At 35.6% G+C, this 23809-nt stretch carries 22 protein-coding genes; 2 read left to right on the top strand and 20 right to left on the bottom strand.

The genetic code is table 11. The annotated features are described in order from the left end of the window. Nucleotides 1-2: 2 nt before the first annotated feature. From VCHSUH04_RS04920 to VCHSUH04_RS04900, 5 genes are all read right to left on the bottom strand, one after another. Nucleotides 3-995, bottom strand: a complete 993-nt coding sequence (locus VCHSUH04_RS04920) for a lysylphosphatidylglycerol synthase transmembrane domain-containing protein (protein ID WP_105085597.1) — start codon at nucleotides 993-995, stop codon at nucleotides 3-5. Next, nucleotides 992-1846 carry a ChbG/HpnK family deacetylase gene (locus VCHSUH04_RS04915; protein ID WP_105085596.1) on the bottom strand — a complete coding sequence of 285 codons (855 nt, stop codon included), beginning with the start codon at nucleotides 1844-1846 and terminating at the stop codon, nucleotides 992-994. The genes VCHSUH04_RS04920 and VCHSUH04_RS04915 overlap by 4 nt, the downstream gene beginning before the upstream one ends. A gap of 185 nt (nucleotides 1847-2031) precedes the next feature. After that, the gene (locus VCHSUH04_RS04910) at nucleotides 2032-2826 is read right to left on the bottom strand and encodes an RNA methyltransferase (RefSeq protein WP_105085595.1); all 795 of its coding nucleotides are present in this window, start codon (nucleotides 2824-2826) and stop codon (nucleotides 2032-2034) included. Between the two features lies 1 nt (nucleotide 2827). Further along, on the bottom strand, nucleotides 2828-4597 hold the full coding sequence (locus VCHSUH04_RS04905) for an ABC transporter ATP-binding protein (protein WP_199176439.1): 1770 nt from the start codon (nucleotides 4595-4597) through the stop codon (nucleotides 2828-2830). Next, nucleotides 4560-6287 (bottom strand): ABC transporter ATP-binding protein, encoded by a 1728-nt coding sequence (locus VCHSUH04_RS04900; protein WP_105085593.1) that lies wholly within the window; start codon nucleotides 6285-6287, stop codon nucleotides 4560-4562. The genes VCHSUH04_RS04905 and VCHSUH04_RS04900 overlap by 38 nt, the downstream gene beginning before the upstream one ends. Nucleotides 6288-6569: 282 nt before the next feature. Here VCHSUH04_RS04900 and tpx point away from each other — a divergent pair, with 282 nt between their 5' ends. Continuing rightward, on the top strand, nucleotides 6570-7085 hold the full coding sequence (tpx, locus tag VCHSUH04_RS04895; RefSeq protein ID WP_024064190.1) for a thiol peroxidase: 516 nt from the start codon (nucleotides 6570-6572) through the stop codon (nucleotides 7083-7085). A gap of 111 nt (nucleotides 7086-7196) precedes the next feature. Further along, nucleotides 7197-7592 carry a phosphate-starvation-inducible protein PsiE gene (locus VCHSUH04_RS04890; protein ID WP_024066740.1) on the top strand — a complete coding sequence of 132 codons (396 nt, stop codon included), beginning with the start codon at nucleotides 7197-7199 and terminating at the stop codon, nucleotides 7590-7592. A gap of 92 nt (nucleotides 7593-7684) precedes the next feature. Here the strand turns inward: VCHSUH04_RS04890 and VCHSUH04_RS04885 are convergent, their stop codons facing one another. The 15 genes from VCHSUH04_RS04885 to mnmA form a co-directional block, all read right to left on the bottom strand. Then, nucleotides 7685-9589: a glutamine synthetase gene (locus VCHSUH04_RS04885; protein WP_105085592.1), complete on the bottom strand. Its 1905-nt coding sequence runs from the start codon at nucleotides 9587-9589 to the stop codon at nucleotides 7685-7687. 238 nt (nucleotides 9590-9827) lie between these two features. Then, complete coding sequence (locus VCHSUH04_RS04880; RefSeq protein WP_060924619.1) at nucleotides 9828-10271, bottom strand: GatB/YqeY domain-containing protein; 444 nt, start codon at nucleotides 10269-10271, stop codon at nucleotides 9828-9830. Between the two features lie 81 nt (nucleotides 10272-10352). Continuing rightward, on the bottom strand, nucleotides 10353-10532 hold the full coding sequence (gene rpsU, locus VCHSUH04_RS04875; protein WP_004695751.1) for a 30S ribosomal protein S21: 180 nt from the start codon (nucleotides 10530-10532) through the stop codon (nucleotides 10353-10355). Nucleotides 10533-10689: 157 nt separating this feature from the next. Next, a complete protein-coding gene (locus VCHSUH04_RS04870; protein ID WP_024063776.1) occupies nucleotides 10690-11034 on the bottom strand; it encodes a histidine triad nucleotide-binding protein in 345 nt (114 codons plus the stop codon). Nucleotides 11035-11045: 11 nt separating this feature from the next. After that, nucleotides 11046-12341, bottom strand: coding sequence for a tRNA (N(6)-L-threonylcarbamoyladenosine(37)-C(2))-methylthiotransferase MtaB (mtaB, locus tag VCHSUH04_RS04865; protein WP_105085591.1), 1296 nt, complete (start codon nucleotides 12339-12341; stop codon nucleotides 11046-11048). A 24-nt stretch (nucleotides 12342-12365) separates the two neighbouring features. Next, a complete protein-coding gene (locus tag VCHSUH04_RS04860) occupies nucleotides 12366-13097 on the bottom strand; it encodes a 16S rRNA (uracil(1498)-N(3))-methyltransferase (RefSeq protein WP_105085590.1) in 732 nt (243 codons plus the stop codon). Beyond that, nucleotides 13094-13957, bottom strand: coding sequence for a 50S ribosomal protein L11 methyltransferase (locus VCHSUH04_RS04855; RefSeq protein WP_105085589.1), 864 nt, complete (start codon nucleotides 13955-13957; stop codon nucleotides 13094-13096). Before VCHSUH04_RS04855 ends, VCHSUH04_RS04860 begins: the two co-directional genes overlap by 4 nt. Before the next feature lie 55 nt (nucleotides 13958-14012). Further along, a complete protein-coding gene (dnaJ, locus tag VCHSUH04_RS04850; protein WP_105085588.1) occupies nucleotides 14013-15170 on the bottom strand; it encodes a molecular chaperone DnaJ in 1158 nt (385 codons plus the stop codon). Between the two features lie 16 nt (nucleotides 15171-15186). Beyond that, entirely contained in the window at nucleotides 15187-17028 is a 1842-nt protein-coding gene (dnaK, locus tag VCHSUH04_RS04845) for a molecular chaperone DnaK (protein ID WP_105085587.1), read from the bottom strand. Nucleotides 17029-17056: 28 nt separating this feature from the next. Further along, nucleotides 17057-17602, bottom strand: a complete 546-nt coding sequence (gene grpE, locus VCHSUH04_RS04840; protein ID WP_105085586.1) for a nucleotide exchange factor GrpE — start codon at nucleotides 17600-17602, stop codon at nucleotides 17057-17059. Nucleotides 17603-17614: 12 nt separating this feature from the next. After that, entirely contained in the window at nucleotides 17615-18631 is a 1017-nt protein-coding gene (gene hrcA / locus VCHSUH04_RS04835; RefSeq protein WP_105085585.1) for a heat-inducible transcriptional repressor HrcA, read from the bottom strand. A 396-nt stretch (nucleotides 18632-19027) separates the two neighbouring features. Next, on the bottom strand, nucleotides 19028-19630 hold the full coding sequence (locus tag VCHSUH04_RS04830; protein ID WP_060924627.1) for a nitrite/sulfite reductase: 603 nt from the start codon (nucleotides 19628-19630) through the stop codon (nucleotides 19028-19030). Between the two features lie 81 nt (nucleotides 19631-19711). Continuing rightward, nucleotides 19712-20896, bottom strand: coding sequence for a radical SAM family heme chaperone HemW (hemW, locus tag VCHSUH04_RS04825; RefSeq protein ID WP_105085584.1), 1185 nt, complete (start codon nucleotides 20894-20896; stop codon nucleotides 19712-19714). A 4-nt stretch (nucleotides 20897-20900) separates the two neighbouring features. After that, nucleotides 20901-22700 carry a translation elongation factor 4 gene (gene lepA / locus VCHSUH04_RS04820; protein ID WP_105085583.1) on the bottom strand — a complete coding sequence of 600 codons (1800 nt, stop codon included), beginning with the start codon at nucleotides 22698-22700 and terminating at the stop codon, nucleotides 20901-20903. A 38-nt stretch (nucleotides 22701-22738) separates the two neighbouring features. Further along, a complete protein-coding gene (gene mnmA / locus VCHSUH04_RS04815) occupies nucleotides 22739-23800 on the bottom strand; it encodes a tRNA 2-thiouridine(34) synthase MnmA (protein ID WP_105085582.1) in 1062 nt (353 codons plus the stop codon). Nucleotides 23801-23809: the final 9 nt, after the last annotated feature.

The raw sequence follows: 23809 nt of genomic DNA, 5'->3' as shown, positions 1-23809 counted from the left end.
CCTTATTGTTCTGTTGAAGTTTCTTGGGCTACAAATTGACGCCCATATAATGTTAACACCGCATACATGCCGACAAAAAATGGCAAATACTCTGCCATAACGCGCCATGCTACAGCAATAATACCAACCGTTCCATTAGGGACAAAGGTACTAAACAATACTACAAATAGTCCTTCTGCAATCCCTGTTCCCCCTGGTGTTGGTGCAAAATATAAAATAAGATTCAATAGAATCATTCGATCTAATATATTAATGATCGGAATATCCGGTGTAAAAGCATACATTAATGCTGGCGCAATACAGTATAAGCATAATAGACTCAACCCAGATTCAATAAATACAATAAACGATTGAATTGGTTGTTTATATAGTAATCCTAAACCTTGATTTAACGTTTCTAATTTAGAAAGCCAATCTTTCGTTTTATGTGCTTTAAACCGTTGCGCTAAGTTATATACAAATTGACGCATATATTTAGTTTGTAAGATATAAGTACCTACCAGTATTGCAATGACAGATATTACTGCAAAAATCAATAGCATATCTCTTGAAATATATGGAATTTCAATAGCATCTCTTAAGAATACGAAGGGTAACATAATAACAAGGAACATAATAGAAAATACGGTACGTATTAACACAATAGGAGTCCCTTTAGATATTGGCACACCATAACTCCGTAATACTAATACTTGTGCAACAGCACCCCCACTAGCACCTGGGGTTAACATAGCCATGAAATAATTACTAAAGATTACACGAAGTACAGCCTTTATAGATAACTTATATCCTCCGATTTTTACGAGTCTTTGTAACCGTAAACCATCAAAATACATGCCTGCTATTAAGGCCACTAAAGCTAATAATAAAGAAATACTATTAAATGATGAAATTGTTTTTAATGCATCTAGATCAATAGTGTAGTAAATGATACCAATTGACACAGCCAATAGTAAGAGAAACATAAAAATGCCTCTCTTCATCATTTTACTCATATCAAGTCTCCATAATTAATTAGCTCAATATTATGTTGTCTAATATATAAATGCGTATGGTTTGAACATACAGCTTGTAATTCATCTTCCCAATGATAGCCCCATTTATATTGATTTCCAAGAAGCGTATTATTTAAACCTGGATGAATCATCAATTCATGAGTACCCGATTTTTTAGATATGGATTTTAATATACCCATTAACGTTTTTTGGTTAATGTGTCCCCCATTTACCATACCCCAAAAATATTGTGTGGAATACATGCCATTATCACGTATTGTAGGACGTGCTTTTGCAGCCACAGTAGATAATCCCACCTTACCTAACAATCGCACAGGAGAGTACATATAATTGACAAATAAAGAAGACTCATCTGGAATGCGTATAGCATTAATACCATACTGTTTTGCTTGCTCTATTACGATTGGTAGTACCGTCGGTAATACATGCATATGTTGATGACCATCAATATGTGTTACATGTAAACCAGAATCCATAATACGTTCCATTTGAGCGTGAATTTCTTTGCGCAATTCACTATAATTAATCTTTCCAGTATAAATTCGCTTCATAAAATCGATATATGTTTCTGGAAATACGCCCTCAGAGGTCAGCAGCGATGGAACTTCAGCTGGATTACATACTGGTTTAAGTCCACCTACTAAGGCGATATGAACACCAATGCCCAACTTAGGGTTATTTTTTGCCATACTTACAGCTTCTGTAAAAGCTTCGCCTCCCGCTAATAGAGAGGTGCTCGTAATGATACCTGTACGATGACCATCAATGACGGCAGCATTAACTGCACTATGAAGACCAAAGTCATCTGCATTTACTATTAATTTGGACATAGTTTACTTCCTTTTCATAAAAAAAAGGGAGAACTTTGTTCTCCCACAAAGGATATATGTTATTGTACCAAATACAGAGCTATAAAATCAATACAAAAGCCCTCTACTTGTATACTAGTAGAGGACTTTCGATATACTTATAAATTTTTATCATAAATACATAATTCAACCCTAATATATTTTAATTAGCACATCAATTGTTCTTGTGCTTTATACATACATAGAGCTGCTGCCACACTCACATTTAAGGATTCTATATCTCCATACATAGGAATCATAATACGGTGTTTACATAGATTCATAACCTCTGGTGTTACACCATTCCCTTCATTGCCTAAAATCAACATACATCGTTTATCATAGGCCACCATATGGTATGGTTTTGAATTATCTAGGGCAGTTACATAGGTAGACATATTAGATTCTGCAATAAGATCATTAAGCATAGATAATGTAACATCTTCATAAACAGGTATTTTATGTAATGCACTCATTGTACTACGTACAGTCTTATCATTATATGGATCAACAGTACCTTTCATTAAAAATATCCCCTTCACACCTGCCGCTACAGCGGTACGTAAAATCGTACCTAGATTACCCGGGTCTTGTACGCCATCTAATGTAATATATACACCATCTTCAATAGAAATTGATTCCATACTATGTTTAGGTTTAGATACTATTGCAACGATACCTTGTCCATTTACGGTGTTATCAATTTTATCAAATACCGGATCTTGAGCAATATAAGTAGGTATCGATTGCATCGACTCTAAGGATAATAATGCCTCTATATTTTTATCTTTACATTTAGATTCGCGTATAACAATTGCTTTTATTACTCCCATAGTTGAAATATCACGAATGGAACGAATCCCTTCTACAATGTATTCACCATATTTACTACGATTTTTGCGTTGCCCTAGAGAAACTATATGCTTTATAGTTTTATTATCTTTAGATTGGATAAATTCCATGCTAACTCCCACTTTTTTGACGAATCCATAGATTATAAAAGGCGCCCTTTAACTCAATCAATTCGTTGAAAGAACCTTTTTCTTTTATTTTACCATATTCAATATAAACAATTTCATTGGCGTCTTGTACGGTGGATAGCCGATGAGCAATACTTACGATTGTTTTACTGCCACGGATATTTTCGATACTTGCTTGTATTTGTTTTTCCGTATGACTATCAATATTAGCAGTTGCTTCATCTAATAATAAAATAGGTATATTTCTTATTAATGTACGACCAAAGGCTAGTAATTGCTTTTGTCCATCTGATAATAAAGAACCTAAGTACCCAACAGGTGTATTATAGCCTTCAGGTAATTGTTCAATCATAGAATCTAAATTTACTTGTTTTGCAGCTTTTACCATTTCATCATGAGATATAGAGTTATCAAAAAGTGTAAGATTATCTTTAATAGAACCTTTAAATAAGTAAGCTTGTTGGAATACATAGCCCATTAAATGACGAAGTACAGAACTATCATATTTTGCAATATCAATTCCATTGATATAGATAGCACCCTTTGTAGGTATATAAATACCCATTAATAAAGATAACAGTGTTGATTTACCACTGCCAGAGGGTCCTACAATGCCAATAAAGTCTCCAGACTTAATATGCAATGTAAAGTCTTCCAATGCATAGATATCGTTATTATCATAGGAAAACCAAACATGATCAAAATCGATTGTTTCTACTGGAATTAATTCCTGTGGAACTTCATCAGCCATATTTCTATCTTTTTCTTCTAGTAATGGAACTAACCGTTCTGCGCCAGCTAATGCACTTTGTAATGAATTATATTTATCTGCAATTTCCTTTAATGGTTGAAAGAATCGATCCATATACTGAATGAAAGCAAAAACCGTACCTGCATCAGCTACAGAATCAATTAAGTTTGTAGTAGTAAATATAACAATTAAAGCTACAAAGAACAATCCATCCACGAGAGGTCTAAAAATAGAAAATGTAGTAACTTCAAAAAGACCAGCTTCTAAGAAACCTTTATTAACTGTATCATATCTGCCTTCTATAACCTTTTCTCCGCCATAGGCTTTTACAATAACAATATAATTTAGTAATTCCTTAATACTCGAATTTGATGCTGCTACAGATCGTCTTACTTGGCGAAAAGCTTTTCTAGAAAACTTTTGATAGACCCAAATAATGCCCCCCATGATAGGCACTAAAATCGTCATAATAATAGCTAACGGTACATTAATGGCATACATGAAGACCAATATGCCGATAATCATTAATCCACTACTAGCTAAATTCAATAATACATCGGTATATAAGGTACGCAGTGATTCCACATCATTTGTGATGCGTGTTACCCAATTACCAATAGGCAATTTATAGAATTCATCATGTGATTTATGTAGAATTTTTTGGAACACAATATGGCGAATATTGTAGATAATCTTTTGGCCAAAACTTTTTAAAAAGTAATTTTCTATGAAAATAAAGCACACACTGCCAATGATAGTGAGACCATATAAAACAGCATAATATTCAATGACATGAATATCATTTGTAGCAAAACCAAGATCGATGACTTGTTTTGTAAGATATGGTCTAAATAATAGTAGTACAAGATTACCCGCAAGAGCAATTGTTGCTACTAATAAGATTCCTAAATAGGGTTTAATATATGTAGTTATATAGGAGAATAGAGCCCAATCATTTCTAATATTATGCTTTTTCACTGTGCGCCTCTCCTTTCTGTGCATCATAAAGTGTTCTATATAAACCGTTTCGATTTAATAATGCATCATGTGTACCTTCTTCAACTATATGGCCTTCATCAAAGACAATTATTTTATCTGCTTTTTCAATAACCTCTAATCGTTGCGAAATACATAATATGGTTTGATCATTTACCGTATGTAATGTCTCTAAAATAGTATTTACTGTTACTGCATCTAAAGCTGAGAAACAATCGTCTAATAATAAATATGGTGCATTTTTGTAAAATCCTCGAGCCATATTAATACGTTGCTTTTGACCACCAGATAAGTCATGTCCTTCTTCTGCGAGAGTATGTAAGTCATTATCTAATAGATTTCCTAAATCTCTATATAGGTCGGCTTTTTTAGCAGCCACCTCTACAGATTCATGCATAGGTAAATTTTTACCAAATTTAATATTATCTTCAATAGTAGTACTCAACAAGTAAGACTGAGTTGGTACATAAGCTATTGAATTTCGAAGCTTAGATAAAGGTATGTCTGAAATATCTTGGTTCCCAAAATAAATAGCTTTAGCTGGGCTTTGTTGTAAACCAATAAGTAATTTAAAGAGCGTACTCTTACCAGATCCAGGTTTACCAACAATGCCTATAAAAGAGCCTTTACGAATAGTTGTAGATACTTGAGACAATGCATGACCTTTAGAATTTTCATAATTAAAATCTAAATATTGTATATTAATATCCTCAAGTGGTAATACTTCAGTTGAGTCATCAATTGACTCTATTGGTAGTCGTAAGAAATCGGTAATACGATCTAACGATGCCAAGCCTTTTTGTACAATCGAAATGAGTCCACCAAAGCCAATTAAAGGTCCTACGATTAGCATAATGAATGAATTGATAGTTACAAATTCACCTATGGACATTTGACCATTTACAGCTAGGTGACCACATATGAAAATACTGATACTAATACAAATAAACGGTGCAATTCTTGTTAACGGTGTTAGTACAGAATCTAATAAGGCAACCTCCATATTTTTCTTATAGTTCAATTTATTTATTTTTTCAAACGAGTCAGAAATAATACGTTCTCGATTAAAGGCTCTAATTACATCTATACCTTGGAATAATTCTTGCCCAAACTCTGTCATATCACTATAAGTAGCTTGAGCACTACGCTGTTTAGCACGTAATTTTCTGCCCAACACAAATATTGCAACAATGATGAAGAATACAGGTGTCATGATTTTAAAAGCTAATAGACCATCTATTTTTTGTATTAAAATAATAGATCCTACAATGGAATAAAATATAATATCCACCACGATCATTACACCTAAACCTAACGCTACACGAAGAGATGTAACATCATTTGTCATCAACGCCATAACTTTACCAGGTCCATTTGCCTCATAATATGTTGTTTTTATTTGTAATGCTTTTCTACACAAGATTTCACGAAAAAGGTACTCCATACGACGGATGGAACCAAGTAAGGTGCGTCGCGAAATAACTTTTAGAATCGTTATAATAATAAATAATAAAATAAAGTAAATAATATAATTGACTAAGCCCTCTTTATTGTGACTTAGTGTATCGATGGCATTACCAATGAATTGTGGAACAAATAAAAATGCTATATCAATAGCGATTAGCATAGTTAAGCCGATGGCATATACCCAGCCTTCTCGGCGGAAAAACTGCATAAATAGATCTATAGGTTTCATAGGACCTCTCAGTTAAATTTCTGTATTACAGGATTATCATTATTTAAATATACTCCTTATAGTATACACATTTTTTTCATATATCATAATACACCTATACGTATATAATGTAGTTTTAAGATATTTTCTTGATTATGAAGCCAATAACATACTATTTATTCCCTTAAAAACACTATATCGAATTTTTTAGTTTACTTATGGTAATGTAAGTGTTATACTATGCATAGATACAAAACGTATCCTTACGAACATTAGAATTAAAACTCTTAGGAGGAATACAACATGGAAAAACGTACTGGCGTAGTAACATTTGCAGGTGGCCCTATCACATTGGTTGGTCCAGAAGTTAAAGTAGGTCAACAAGCTCCTGACTTCACAGTTTTAAGCAACGACTTACAACCTAAAACATTAAAAGATTTCGAAGGTAAAGTAAAAGTTATCTCCGTTGTTCCTTCCCTTGATACAGGCGTTTGTGACGCTCAAACTCGTTGGTTCAACCAAGATGCTACTGCACTTTCTGATGATGTTGTAGTATTGACAATTTCTATGGACTTGCCTTTCGCTCAAAAACGTTGGTGTGGCGCTGCTGGCGTAGATAAAGTTATTACTTTGTCTGACCACAAAGACGCTTCCTTCGGTGAAAACTATGGCTTCTTGATTGAAGAACTTCGTCTTTTAACTCGTGGCGTAGTAGTAATCAACAAAGAAAATAAAGTAACTTATGTTGAATACGTTCCTGAAGTAACTCAAGCAGTTAACTTCGATGCTGCATTAGAAGCAATTAAAGCTGATATCTAATCCTTTGATATTCTCTTGATTATACTGTGGTGTAATCGTAAAAAGACCGTACGGTGTACGGTCTTTTTTATGTGGTATAGTATTTAGATATTTATTGTAGGTGAATTATATATGTGGATACGTATTTCTAAATTATTATTAACTATAAAAAATATAGCCCTTGTAGGTGTAGGCATTGCTCTTTGTATTGCCCTCATTAATACCTTAATTAGCCTAGGATTTATTACGTGGGCAAATATCCAAGGTTATAGCACTTACTATTTATTAATTGAAGAATTAATTACCTTCTTCTTATACTTTGAGTTTATTGCTCTCATCGTAAAATACTTTAAAAATAACTTCCACTTCCCGCTTAATTTCTTTTTATATATTGGCATAACTGCAATTGTTAGACTGCTAATCATCGATCATGAATCGTCATATGATAATTTAATCTGGTCTGTTGCAATTTTTGTACTTGTATGTAGCTTAGTTTTAGTAGAAAAGTTTATAGGACATAACGAGTAATAGCTTTAACGACTAAATTATAAAAAGTTAATATGAATAAAAGGGCTCCTACAAATGTAGGAGCCCTTTTTGAGTAATAGAATCAACCGATATTAGAAGATGTTTTTTGCATAGTTAGCATATTTAGCTTCTAATTCTTCCATTTTATCGTTCATTTCAATTTGCAATTGAGATGCTAAGTCATATTCACCAGCATTAAGTGCATCGATTAAACGAGTGAATAAAGATTTGCGATCATCGCTATCTTTAGCAAGATAGAAACGTAAGTCATTAACTTCTGCAAAACGTTTATCATCTACACTATTACGGCTATCAGTATGAATAGCTACCATCTTACGAACTGTATCAAGATTATCAGGAATTAAGCGGTGAGCCAATACAAGTTTCCAACGTTTCAAGATAGATGCGATGAAGGAATCCATCAAGTCTTTAGCGAATGCATTGCCTTGAGCTAATGTTTCAACTAATTCAGGATTGTTATGGTAACCTTTAATATTTTCCCATACAGTAGCTGGTGCAACACCAAACATTTGATTACGTTCTTCTTGAGTGAAATCATCGAATACGTCTTTTTCTGTACGATATGCACGATTTGTAGCAAGGTAATCAGCAGATTCACCCACTTCTTTGGAAAGCTCTGCTTCTAATTGTGCTTGTGTTTTACCAGATGTAATAGCATATTTCATACCATCAAATGCAGAGATGAAGATCAATGCTAATGCAGTATATGTATTTGTGTAAGGGTTTGGAGAACGCAATTCATAACGTGTAGCCATAGGATTATCGATATCACGAATCAAACCACAAAGGATTGTACGGTTACGGCTTGGTTCGGAAGGATCAGTACCTAAAGATGTAACGATACATACTGGAGCTTCGAAGCCAGGTTTTAAACGATTTAAGGAGTCTGTTGTAGAACTGATAAATGGATTGATTGCTTCATAGTGTTTCAATAACCCCATGATAGCACCAATACCCAAGGAGCTAGCAGATTCTTTACGCATATCTTCTGGGCTAAACAAGTTTACAAGTTTACCAGATTTTAATTTAGCCATAACACCAAAGTGTGTATGTTCACCAGAACCAGCTACGCCAATAATAGGTTTTGCATTGAATGTTACATCAAGACCATTTTCACGGAACACTTCACGAACAATAATACGAGCTTGTAATTCATTATCTGCTGTTTGTAATGGGTTATTAGAGAATTTCCAGTCGATTTCTAATTGTTCTAGTACAACTGCTTCATGACCATCTTCATCAAGTTTAGCTTTAACGCCACCTACTTCCTTATGGCCCATTTCTGCAACCATACCGTATTGGTCTAAGCGTTCAACTGCTTGTTCTAATGCAGTACGAACTGTACCATGTGTACGTTGCCAGTATTGTTCTTGTAATTTTTGAGATACGGATAATTCTTTTTTAGTAACTGTTCTAGATGGAGTTTTTACCCAGAATTCCAATTCTGTAGCAGATGTAAAGATAATATCTACAACGTCATCAGCTTTCACATGAGGCATACCAGGTAGACCATGTTCTTTGATCAAGGATAATAGTTCTGCACGAACATAATCACAGCTATTTTTTAAGATAGAACGAGAGTCAACATAACGGTAGTTATGCATCAAGAATGCAGGAATACGAAGTGTACCAGTTGGTAAACCTGTTGCTTCATCGATATTTTCATAGTTATAATCAACGAACCAGTTTACACTTGGGTCGCCCCACATATCTACACGTGCATTATTCAATGTGGCAATATTTGTAAGTACTACAGAAGAACCATCTGTTTGAACAGCACGACCTTCGAAGAATGCCTCATAATCATCAAAGAATGCTGCCATAGGGATTTTTTCATCTGTATCATTACCAGCTAAATCAATACCTACAAGAGATACAAATTTAATTTCTGGATGTTGTTCTAATAGTGCAAGAACACCTTCTTTACCATATTGACCTGCTGGAATGTAATACAATAAATCTTTAGTATTTGTCATAATGGTTCCTCCTAAAAATAAAAAGACTCCAACAAATAGATATATATTCCATATATCTAACGTGGAGTCTTCGTTGACCAATTATTTTGTTGAAATCATAATATCATATAGTGAAAATACATGTCAATAACTTTCTATAGAATTTCATAATTCTCTTAAGTATAGTTTTAAGAGTTCTATGTTAATGAATTAAATATACTAACTATATCAACTGTTTAATTAGCTATTTTACAATATATTATCCAAGTAACTCTTTAACGATATTATTAACTACTTTACCATCTGCACGGCCTTTAGTTTTTGGCATTACATGTTTCATAACATTTCCCATATTTACAGCATCGCCACATGCAGCAATCGCTTCTTTTACGACTGTACGAATTTCATCTTCACTCATTTGAGCTGGTAAATATTTTTGTAGTACTGCCATTTCTTCTTTAACATGACTAATTAAATCTTCACGGCCAGCTTTTTCAAACTCAGTTAACGAGTCTTGACGAGTTTTCATTTCTTTTGCCAAAATACCAAGAATACCATTATCATCAAGCTCCACTTTATCATTGATTTCTGTATTCTTAATAGCACTATTAACCATTCGAATTACAGAAAGAGCGGTTTTACCTTCTTCACGCGCTTTCATAGCCGCTTTCATATCTTCTTTTAATTGATCTTTTAAGCTCATAGTTCCTCCTATTTTATATATAAAGAAACCCTAATTCTGGATTTCATGAAGCCATGAAAAGGCAGAATTAGGGTAATCATCTTATGCTCTGAATTTGCGTTTTCTTGCTGCTTCAGATTTTTTCTTTCTTTTTACGCTTGGTTTTTCGTAGTGTTCGCGTTTTCTTACTTCAGACAAAACACCCGCTTTTTGGCAGGAGCGTTTGAATCGACGAAGAGCACTTTCAAGCGTTTCGTTTTTACCGACTTTGATTTCAGACATCTATATCCCTCCCTCCAAAAATAATCTCGGGAAGTGCTGATAATTTACATACGCACATATAATATTATATGTATAGGTATAGATGTTGTCAATATTTTCCGGTATATTTTATAGGAATTTTAATAAGTATTATAAAAAGAATACATTATACTCCATTTTAAGCTTCAGGCCAGCCCATTTCTTCGCCACCTAAAAGATGTGCATGCATATGGAATACAGTTTGACCTGCTTTTGCGCCAGTATTAAAGATCAAACGATAACCATCTTTAGAAATACCTAGTTCTTTTGCTACATCACGTACGAATGGCAATAAACCTTCCACATAGTCTTCATTTTTTTCAGTAAGATGAGCAATGTTAGCTACATGATTTTTTGGCACAATAAGAACATGTACTTTTTTCACTGGTTCAATATCATGGAATGCATAAAATTTATCGTTTTCTAATACTTTTTTAGATGGAATTTCACCATTGATAATTTTACAGAAAATGCAGTCACTCATACGATAACTCCTTATTCAATAATTAAATAATTATCTTCTAAACCTACAACAGTACCTCCGATTAGATCACCAATCTTATGTAATCCATCAGACTTTACTTTACCATTTACATACTCATTTGTTAAGCCCATATAATATCCATTCTCTTCTTTTTCGATGAGAATCTCACCAGGCTTACCAATGCGAGATTTTGCGTATGCTTCATAGCCAGATTGGCTAAGACCATTTAAAAGCGCTACACGAGTTTTCTTTACAGCTTCAGGTACTTGATCCGGCATAGTAGCTGCAGGTGTGCCCTCACGAATAGAGTATGGGAATGCATGAATATGGGTAAACCCAATTTCCCGTACTGTATTTAATGTTTCTTCAAAGTCTTCATCTGTTTCTTGCGGGAAACCTGCAATTATATCAGTCGTAATAGATAAATCTTTAATACGAGAACGCAAACTTGCAATCAAGTCTTTATATTCTTGCAATGTATAATGGCGTTTCATCAACTTTAATACATGATCAGAACCAGCTTGTAGTGGTAAATGTAAATGTGGACAAACACGTTTATTAGTAGCCATTAATTCTACTAACTCATCAGAAACCTCTACAGACTCAATAGACCCGAAACGAATACGATATAAATTAGGAATCTCTAATAAAGCTTTTACTACATCGGCTAATGTAGGGCGACCTGGCAATTCTACACCATAATTCCCCAAATGTATACCTGTTAATACAATTTCATGGAATCCATGGTCTACTAAACGTTTTGCTTCTTGTACAATATCATCTACTTTACGAGATTTTAATTTTCCTCGAGTATACGGAATGATACAAAAGGCACAGTAGTTATTACAACCTTCTTGAATTTTCATGAAAGCACGAGCTTTATCAGATTCATTACCATATAATGGCATTTCTTCAAAGTTAGACTCGTTCATAATATCTCTAACAGCATTGATTTGACGTTCTGTAGATTCTAATTGCTCTACTAGCTCAACGATTTTAGATCTATTATTGGTACCAATAACAAGGTTAACACCGTCAATAGCAGCAATCGCATCTGGATCAAGCTGAGCATAACAACCAGTAACGATTACATAAGCATCTTCATTTTGACGCTTTGCTTTCCGAATCAATTGACGGGATTTCTTTTCCCCCATATTGGTTACAGAACATGTATTAATTACATATATATCAGCTTTTTCATCGAAGTCTACTGCTTCGTAATTATTTTGTAAAAATAAACCTTTCATAGCATCTGTGTCATACTGATTGACACGACAGCCCAAGGTTGTAAAAGCAACGGTTTTCATTGCACCTCTCTATTCTTATTTAATTTATAGTTCTAATTCATATTGAATCATTGCTAATGATCCAATGGCAGCTGTTTCAGCTCGTAAAATAGTATTGCCCAGCGATACTGATTTGCCACCACTCTCTATAATAGCATTGATTTCCTTCTCTTGATAGCCCCCTTCAGGACCAACACAGATTAGAATATCAGTTATAGTTTGATTAGTGTGTACTGATTGTAGTGCATTTTTAATAGTATGACCATCTTCATTTTCATAAGCTACTAGTTTTAATGCGTCAGCTTCGATTGTTAATACTTGTGAAAGCGTTTCACCTACTACAAGTGTGGGCAGTTGATTGCGTCCACACTGTTGGGCTGCTTCTAGCATAATTTTTTCCCAACGACTGACTTTTGATTGTAGTTTCTTATCATCATATTTAGCTACACAGTTTGCCGTAGATACAAGATAAATGGTATCTACATTTAACTCCGTCGCCTTTTGTAATACCCATTCTAACTTTTCACCTTTCAATAAGGATTGAACTAGAATAGTTCGATACGACGATATATCAGACGCTACATATTCAATAAGTTTAGCCTGTGCTATACCATCCACTTCATCGGTAATCTGATAGATACCACAACGATTATCACCGCCCGTTACAGTAATGGGTTTCTCCATATTATAACGAAATACATGTAACACATGATGTGTCACATCTTTCGGTAATTCTATTCTTTCATCTAATGGTGTAGGAATAAAAATCTTTTTCATCGCTTTTCTAGCGCAAATGTATGCCAAGGCCCTGCAATGCGCTCCTCAATAATATGCCAATCAGCCTCAATATATGGCATAATCTCATCATGCCGATCATCTATAATGCCACTTATAATTAAAATCCCCTTATCCTCTAGTTTTTTACCAATTTGAGGTAATAGTATTTTAAGTGGATCCACTGTTAAGTTAGCTAAAATTAATTGGGCAGTACCATTGAAATCACTATCCAAATTACCACAAATAATCTCTGCAGATACATGATTATTCTCACAGTTAACGCGAGCTTGATTGGCAGCATATTCCTCAATATCAATCCCAACCAAATGCTTGATCCCTAAATGTGCTGCTACCAATAAGAGAATACCCGTTCCTGTACCAATATCTAAACAAGTAACTTGATTAAGATCCATGGATTCACAATAAGATTTCAATAGTTCGGCACATGTACGTGTTGTCTCATGAGAGCCAGTACCAAAGGAAATATCGGAATCGATTTCTATAATTGTTTTATTGTGGACGTTATCATATTCTTGCCAAGCAGGTTTAATAATTAAATTAGGTAGAATTTCTGTAGGTTCAATATATTGCTGCCAAGAATTAAGCCATGTAGATTCATCTAATATATTTGTATCAACGGATGTGACACTAATATTTGCTTCTGTAAGACGTTTTTCTAAGTCTGACTTAATTGTATTAGAGTCCAATGATGGATCTGCATACATAGTTAATTTAATTAAATTTGGTTGATTTTCTACATCTTCTTCTATAATTCCATTGTCTGCATAATCGTCAAAAAGAGTAGTCACCTCATCGGTGGCTACTCTTTCACAGACAATGGATACTTCTATCCACTGCATATATGCTCCTTTATAGGGAATGTGACGGAACAAACCATTCCTTCACATGAGCTGTTCATTTAGTCAAAACGTCCTTAATTTTTTCAAAAAGACTTTTGCTCACTTGTAAGTTATTTACATCTTCGTTACTTTCGTTTGCAAAGCGTAATAACAACTCACGTTGAGTATCTGTCAACTTCTTAGGCGTTTGAACAGTTACCACAATATGTTGGTCCCCTCGTTGCTTAGGGTTACGCAAATATGGAATACCTTTGCCCTTTACGCGGAATGCCGTTCCCGTTTGAGTACCTTCTGGGATCTTTAACTCTACTTTACCATCTAAGGTGTTAACTTGTATAGTAGCACCTAATGCAGCTTGAGCAAAACTAATATTTACACGGCTAATAACGTCATTACCATTTCGTTCAAATTCCTTATGAGGACGAACAAAGATATATACGTAAAGGTCACCCTTAGGACCGCCCAAAATACCTGGTTCCCCTTCATTAGCTACACGTAAGCGAGAACCGCTGTCTACGCCAGCTGGAATCTTGATAGAAATCTTGCGCTTAGCAAGCATTTCACCAGTACCACGGCATTTAGAACAAGGTTTTTCAATGCTTTTACCAGTACCATGACAGCGAGAACAAGTGCGAACGGACTGCATACGACCAAATGGAGTATTTTGAATAACCGCTTCTTGACCAGAACCATGACAGTTTGGACAAGTATCGACACGAGACCCTGGTTCACCACCAGTACCATGACAGTGATCACATTCTTCATGACGATGCACTTCTATTTCCATAGATTTACCAAAGGCTGCATCTTCAAAGGAAATATCAATATCTTCGCGCAAATCATTACCTTTTTGAGGTCCTTGTTGCTGGCGACCACCGCCAAACATGCCACCAAAAATATCGCCAAAGATATCACCAAAGCCTCCAGCTTGACCACCGAAACCGCCAAAGCCACCTTGGAAACCACCGGCGCCAGCGCCGCCTCCTTGTTTGAAGGCGTCGTGGCCGAATTGGTCATATTGAGCTTTTTTAGTTTCATCAGACAATACTTCGTAAGCTTCGTTCGCTTCTTTAAACTTTGCTTCCGCTTCCTTTGGATTATCTTTATTTACATCTGGATGGTATTGGCGTGCCTTTTTACGGAAGGCCTTTTTGATTTCATCTTGAGAGGCATTTTTACTGACCCCTAAGATGTCATAATAATCACGTGCCATTAGTTACCAACCCTTCTTATTTCTTATCGTCATCCACTACTGTGTAATCAGCATCAACTACATTGTCATCAGATTTTGTTTGTTGTTGACCTTGCTCTGCACCACCAGCTGCTTGTTGAGCTTGTTGTGCTGCTGCATACATTTGCTCAGCTAATTTATGTAATGGTTGTTCCAAAGCTTCACTATCTTTTTTGATGTCTTCAATGTTGCCAGCTTCGATAGATTTTTTCAATTTATCTTTTGCTTCTTCAACTTCTTTCAACAAAGCTGTGTCGCCTTTACCATCAAGTTCTTTCAATGCTTTTTCAGCTTGGTATACCAAGGAATCTGCATTGTTTTTAACATCTAATTCTTCTTTTCTAGCTTTATCTTCTGCTGCATGTGCTTCAGCTTCTTTAACCATGCGATCGATTTCGTCTTCTTTTAAACCGCTAGAAGAAGTGATTGTAATTTTTTGTTCTTTTTGAGTACCCAAGTCTTTTGCTTTTACATGTACGATACCATTAGCATCGATGTCGAATGTTACTTCGATTTGAGGAACCCCACGAGGAGCTGCTGGAATACCATCCAAGTTAAAGCGACCCAATGTTTTATTATCTGCTGCGAACTCACGTTCACCTTGTAATACATGGATATCTACAGATGGTTGATTATCTGCTGCAGTGGAGAAGACTTGAGATTTAGATGTAGGAATTGTAGTGTTACGATCGATAATACGTGTGAATACACCACCCATTGTTTCAATACCAAGAGACAATGGAGTTACATCAAGCAACAATACGTCTTTTACTTCACCTACTAATACACCACCTTGAATAGCAGCACCAATAGCTACACATTCATCAGGGTTAACGTTTTTAGTTGGTTCTTTACCCAATACTTTTTTAATAGCTTCTTGTACAGCTGGAATACGGCTAGAACCACCAACTAACAATACTTTATCGATATCGGATGCAGATAAACCAGCATCGTTCATAGCTTTACGAGTAGGTTCGATAGTAGCTTGTACCAAATCAGCAGTCAATTCTTCGAATTTAGCACGAGTCAATGTTACATCCAAGTGTTTAGGACCTGTAGCATCAGCTGTGATGAATGGCAAGTTGATATTTGTACTTGCTACGCCAGACAATTCAATTTTAGCTTTTTCAGCAGCTTCTTTTAAACGTTGATCAGCTAATTTATCATTGGATAAATCGATACCTGTTTCTTTTTTGAACTCTTCGATAAGGTAGTTCATAATGCGTTGGTCGAAGTCATCACCACCAAGATGGTTGTTACCAGATGTTGCTAATACTTCAAATACGCCATCACCAAGTTCAAGAATGGATACGTCGAATGTACCACCGCCAAGGTCAAATACAAGAACTTTACCGTCTTCATCTTTATCTACACCATATGCAAGAGCAGCTGCTGTTGGTTCGTTGATGATACGAAGTACTTCAAGACCTGCAATGGCACCAGCGTCTTTTGTAGCTTGACGTTGAGCATCTGTAAAGTAAGCAGGAACTGTAATAACGGCTTGTTTAACAGGCTCGCCCAAGTAAGCTTCTGCATCAGCTTTGATTTTTTGAAGAATCATTGCAGAAATTTCTTGAGGGGTATAAGACTTACCTTCTACAGTTACTTTGTAGTCAGTACCCATGTGACGTTTAATAGAAATGATTGTGTTTTCTGGGTTAGATACAGCTTGACGTTTAGCCAATTGACCAACTAAACGTTCGCCATTTTTTGCAAAACCAACAACGGAAGGAGTTGTACGAGCGCCTTCTTGGTTAGTGATAACCGTAGGTTCGCCGCCTTCCATAACCGCAACACAAGAGTTTGTAGTACCTAAATCAATACCAATTACCTTTGCCATAATATATGCCTCCTAAAACCTTTATAATCTATTCAACAACTTTTACCATTGCTGGACGAATACAACGACCATCAACAGTATAGCCAGTTTGTAATACTTCACATACCGTATCAGATTCATATTCATCTGACGGCACTCGCATAATCGCTTGATGGAAATTTGGATCAAATGGTTTACCTACCGCATCGATAACGGCTAAACCATGTTTAGATAACATAGCCATCAAGTTTTGATGAATCATGATAAATCCATCAAGGAACACTTTTGCATCACCTTCTGCTGGACTTTGAACAGCTCGTTCAAAGTTATCTAATACAGGAAGTAGATCTGTAAGTACATCCCCTTTAACATATCCTGCAAGTTGCTCTTTTTCTTGATTAGTACGACGTTTGAAGTTGTCGAAGTCCGCTTGTAAACGCTTATAGCGATTATCAAAGTCTGCTTTGAGCTCCTCTAATACTTGAGCTGCGTCCGCCATAACTTCTTCAGCTTCCTCAACAGCTGGCGTCTCTACATTTGTAGTTTCCACTGTTTCGTCAACTGTTTCTTGTTTAATGTCTTGTTCTTCAGCCATTATATGCCCTTTCTATTTTTGTTCTTTTACCATAGATTCCATTATATGTTTCATATGAGACAACATGCCAATGATACGACCATATTCCATTCGTGTCGGTCCTAGAATAGCAAGAGTACCGATAGGTTGATCTTGATTTGTAAAATCAGCTTGTACTACACTCATCGATTGAAGTGCTTCGGTATCATTTTCATTGCCAATCTTTACCTTTACAGGTGTAGGTGAATCATCCTTTAATAGTTGCCCCAATTGATTTTGTTCTTCCACTAATGAAAGTAAGGGTTGTACCTTTTCAACAGACTTAAACTCTGGTTGATTTAATAACTCTGTGGTACCTACAGAATAGAACAACTTACGTTTATTAATTGCTCGTAATAATGTTTCTGAAAGGATCATTAAAATCCCTTGTGGACCTTCCATATGAATCAAAAGTGTTCCTAACGCTTCAGCCGTTACATGACCAATACTTATATTCTGTAAAGCATTGCTAAATTGCATAGCTAAACTTTGTAATACATCAGGCGAAACGCCTTCAGTAAAGTACATTAATTCATTATCAAGAGCACCAGTCTCAGTAATAACAACCATGACAGCTTGATGTGAATCAAGGGGCAATACATGAATGTATTTGATTAATGCTCTATCATGGGCTGGAGCTAAGAACAAACTCATGCTATGGCTCACTTGTGATAATAATTTAGCCATATTTAAGAAGAGCTCACTGGTAGATCCATTAGAATGTTTCCATAACATTTCAATTTTCTCAGCATCCTGTAATGGAACAGGTTGTTGACTCAACATAGAATCAACATATAAGCGATAGCCTTTAGCTGAAGGAATACGTCCCGCCGATGTATGAGGTTGCTCCAAAAAGCCTAACTCCTCTAAATCGGACATTTCATTTCGTACTGTTGCAGGACTAATACCAAGGTTATAATTCTTTGCAATCGTCCTGGAACCTACAGGTTCAGCAGATTTAACGTAGTCTTCAATTATGGCTCGCAAGATGCGCTGTTTTCTTTCATCCATAATGACACCTCTTGTTAGCACTCATAAACTTTGAGTGCTAATCGCATGTATAATATTATCACATAGGAAAAAATTGTCAAGCAAAAAAATCCTTAAAAAGTCAAATAATATCTATTTAGTCAAAAAGACAATTGAATATTTTAAATTAATTAGTCAAAAAATCAAAGTGTAATAATAAGAAAACACTTATACTATCTACATTTATGTCATATTCTAAAATCTAAAAAGTAGAATATGATGGTCTAATAAAATTTTTATTATTAAAACCATAAAATAGTATAAGTGTTTATATGTAATAATTTTATTGTTACTAAAATTCGGAGAAAAACTAATCACTCTCTAGTTAAACGTACAGATCAAGAACTATAAAACCATTAGCACTAAAAATATAGCAACTTATAATTCTACACCTTCTAAGGGATTACCTAGGCGTTCTAATAGTTTTCCCATACGCTCACGGGGCTCGCCATGTTCTGCATACCAATCTACTAAGATATCTACAGCTTTTTTGGATTGCTCAACAGTAAGCTTTCTAGCCAAAATTTTACCAGCCTCTGGTCGCATTCCCGTATTGCCACCAACAGCTAACATGAAACCTTGGGATGTTCCAATAAAAGCAATATCTTTTACCATTGCATCTGGGCAGTTACGACCACAGCCACTAATTCCAATTTTGCACTTGTGAGATGTTTTTCGGCCGTAATGTTTTCTCTCTACATAATCAGCCAATTCTTTAGTTTCCATTTGGCCATTTTTACAGTAGCCTTTACCTACACAGGCAATTAAGGAATTAACACCTCTATGAATAACAGTGGTTACACCTTCTGGTAATTCAGAGATAAGTTTTTCCTTATCGTCTTTTTCAATACCTGTAATTTGTATACCTGTTACAACATGGCGGAAAGATCCACCATATTTTTCAGCTAATTCTATGCATGCCTTCATTTGATCTAAAGTAAATTCGTTATGTAAACCGTGTAATATGACAGATGTCTTCATCGTTCCTCCTCAAATCTAGCATGCTTATTCATCATCATCCTATTTATACTAACATATTAGATTTTGAGAAACTGTGAGAAATTACTCTCGAATAAATTGACTAAATACATAGTTACCATGCTTAGCCCCTTCAGAACTCAAATGATAACTACCATTTTGATACTCTAATAAGCCTTTAGTAACCAAATCTTCTAATATATTACCAAATAAATTATGAACAGATACACCAAATCTATCCTCAAATTTTTGCTCATCAAGGCCCCACTTAGTGCGAAGCGCTAAGAAGCAAAAGTCCTCTTGCGCTCGCTCTACAGTAATCGTCTCCGTATCGATAGTAGGCATAGTGTATCGATCAACAGATTGTATATAAGGCATCACATTTCGATTGTTACTGCGGCGAATACCATCATAAAAGGAATGAGCTCCAGCACCAAATCCTAAGTAGTCTACATAGTGCCAATATTTTAAATTATGACGACTATAGGAATTACCCTTAGCGAAATTGGAAATTTCATATCGTTCAAAACCTAGTTCTTTTAAGCCTTCCATCATCGTATCATACATGGATTCATCAATACTTTCACTAGGAATAGAAATGAGATTCTTTTGTACTAGATGGTATAAATAGGTTCCTACCTCCACCTGTAATCCATAAGTAGAAATATGGTTTATAGGCAGATCTTTTACAATCTCTAAATTACGCTTTATGTCTTCTAAAGACTGTCGAGGTAATCCATAGATCAAATCAATATTAATATCTGTAAAGCCAGCCTCTTTAGCTTCATAAACAGCTTGTTTTGCCTTTTCTCCATTATGACTGCGATGTAGCATGGTAAGCGCCTTATCATCAAAGGTTTGAACGCCAAAACTAATGCGATTAAAACCTAGTTTAACTAACTTAGTTAGATACTGTAGATCTACTTCACCAGGATTAGACTCTATAGTCATATGACAATCGTCAGTAATAGTAAAAGTACTTTTGATTTTATCTACAATCATCTGTAGTTGTTGAATTGATAATTCAGTAGGTGTTCCACCACCAAAATAAATAGTGTCAATAGGTTTAGCTTTAGACTCTGGGTGTTCCGAAACCCAAAGATCCATTTCTTGTACTAATGCATATACATAGGTTTCATAATAATCTTGTAAATTTTGATAGGCAGGAAAATCACAGTACATACATTTCTGTTTACAAAAAGGGATATGGACATACAAGCCCATATCCCCAAGTGTAGACAGATTCAAAGTATTAGAATCTGTTTTCATTATATTAGTCCTCAACCTTGAGAATAGCCATGAATGCTTCTTGTGGAATCTCTACAGAGCCCACTGACTTCATGCGTTTCTTACCGGCTTTTTGTTTTTCTAAGAGTTTACGTTTACGAGAAATATCGCCACCATAACATTTTGCTAAAACGTCTTTACGCCAAGCCTTTACGGTTTCACGAGCCACAATTTTCGTGCCTACCGCTGCTTGAATTGGAATTTCAAACATTTGACGAGGAATCAATTCTTTTAATTTTTCAGCTAACGCACGACCACGTGTAGCAGCACGGTCCTTATGTACGATAATAGACAATGCATCCACAGGATCACCATTTAACAGAATATCCATCTTAACCATTGGAGATTGTTTATACCCAATCAACTCATAGTCAAGAGATGCATAACCCTTGGTAGCAGATTTCAATTTATCAAAGTAGTCGTAAATAATCTCACTCAAAGGCAAGTGATACACAACAGATACACGTGTTTCATCCAAATATTCCATGGATTGATATTCACCACGTTTATCTTGAGATAACTCCATAATAGTACCAACAAAGTCTTTAGGCACAATTGTAGTAGCTTTTACATATGGTTCTTCAATGTAATCGATTTCTGTAGGAGGTGGCAATTTAGCAGGATTATCTACTTCTAGCATTTCCCCATTTGTTTTATATACCTTGTAGTTTACAGATGGAGCGGTCGTAATGAGCGTTAAATTATATTCACGCTCTAACCGTTCTTGAATAACGTCCATATGTAAAAGTCCAAGGAAGCCACAACGGAAACCAAATCCCAATGCCAAGGATGTTTCAGCTTCATATTCTAAGGCAGCATCATTAAGCTGTAATTTTTCTAATGCATCACGAAGATTTTCGTAATCTTTAGACTCTGTCGGATAGAGACCACAATATACCATAGATACAGCCTTACGATAACCTGGTAATGGTTCTGGTGCAGGATTATCAGCTAATGTTACCGTATCACCTACGTGACAGTCTGCTACATTCTTAATACTTGCCGCAATACAACCTACAGAACCACATGGTAATTCCTGAACAGGCACAAGATTTGGAGTAAAGATACCGAGCTCAGTTACATCAAAATCCTTATTATCATGCATCATGCGAATCGTATCTTTTGCTTTAATAGTACCTTCTTTTACGCGCACATAAGCAATAGCACCTTTATAGGCATCAAAGCGGCTATCAAAAATCAATGCTCTTGTTGGTTCATCAGATTTATCTGGTGGTGCAGGCACCTTATTTACAATAGCTTCTAAAATATCTGGAATGCCAATGCCAGATTTAGCAGAACATAATACTGCTTCTGATGCATCTAAACCAATGATATCTTCAATTTCATGTTTAACCCGTTCAGGATCGGCAGAAGGCAAATCTATTTTGTTGATAACAGGAATAATTTCAAGATCATGTTCTAAAGCGAGATACACATTTGCCAACGTTTGAGCCTCTACACCTTGTGCAGCATCTACTACCAGCAATGCACCTTCACAAGCTGCAAGAGAACGAGATACTTCATAGCTGAAATCCACATGGCCAGGAGTATCGATAAGGTTCAAAGTATACTCTTCTCCATCTTGTGCTTTATACAAAATGCGAACAGATTGCGCCTTAATAGTAATACCGCGTTCTCGTTCCAAATCCATGGAGTCTAAGACTTGCGCTTCCATTTCTCGTTTTTGTAATGTGCCAGTATATTCAATTAATCTGTCGGCGATGGTAGATTTACCATGGTCAATATGAGCTATAATACAGAAGTTTCTAATCTTTTTCGTTGACATACTATGTAAACAAGTTCAAGGAACTTGTATTCTCCTTTCTAACATACGCGATCGATAACAGCACCTCCTAATAGTTGAGTGCCATTATAAAAGGCTACGGACTGACCTGGTGTAATAGCCCGTTGTGGTTCTTCGAAGATAACTTCCATCGTATCATCATCTAAGATACGTGCAGTACAAGGTGAAGGATTTGCTGCATAGCGAATTTTACCTTCTGCTTTTAATTCTTTATGAATCGTATCATCCAGGAAATTATAGAACTTACAAATCATACGATTCGTAAAAAGTCGATCATTAGAACCTACAATGACTTCATTGCGTTCACCATTAAAGCCAATTACATATAATGGATGCTTATATGCAATTCCAAGGCCCTTACGTTGGCCAATAGTGTAATTAAATAAGCCATTATGCTTACCTAATACCTCACCATCTTCAGTAACGATATTACCAGACTTTGGATTATCCTTCATTTCTTCTACTACGAGTTTTTGGTAGTTACCGTGAGGCAAGAAGCAAATATCTACACTATCTGGTTTTTTAGCTACTGGCAAATCATATTCAGCAGCTAATTTACGTGTTTCAGTCTTATATTGTCCACCTAGTGGGAACATGAGGTGACTCAAAATGCGTTGGTTCATATTGTACATAACATAGCTTTGATCTTTGGTAGGATCAACGCCTTTATGTAATTCATATAAACCAGTTTCTTCATTATGCTTAACCTGTGCATAATGGCCAGTAACCATATGTGTTGCACCAAGTTCAAGGGCTCGATTGAGCATCAAATCAAATTTGATATTTTTATTACAGAATACACAAGGATTTGGTGTACGACCATAGGCATATTCTTTTACGAAGTAATCTACTACATTATCGTAGAATACATCACGAGCATCAATAACATGATGCTCAATACCAAGAAAATCACACATCTTCTTAGCATCTGTTACAGCGAGAGGCACTGAATCATAAGGTGTACCACTCACCCACAACCATAGGGTAATACCAAATACTTTATAGCCTTGTTTTAGTAGCATTGCAGCAGTTAAAGAACTATCTACGCCGCCACTCATAGCTACAGCGATAACTTTTTCCATACTTTCTCC

Origin of the sequence: Veillonella sp. T14073-2, assembly GCF_002959875.1 — a bacterium.
In the GTDB taxonomy this organism is placed as follows: Bacteria; Bacillota; Negativicutes; order Veillonellales; family Veillonellaceae; genus Veillonella; species Veillonella infantium.
This window is presented reverse-complemented; position numbering and strand designations above follow the sequence as displayed.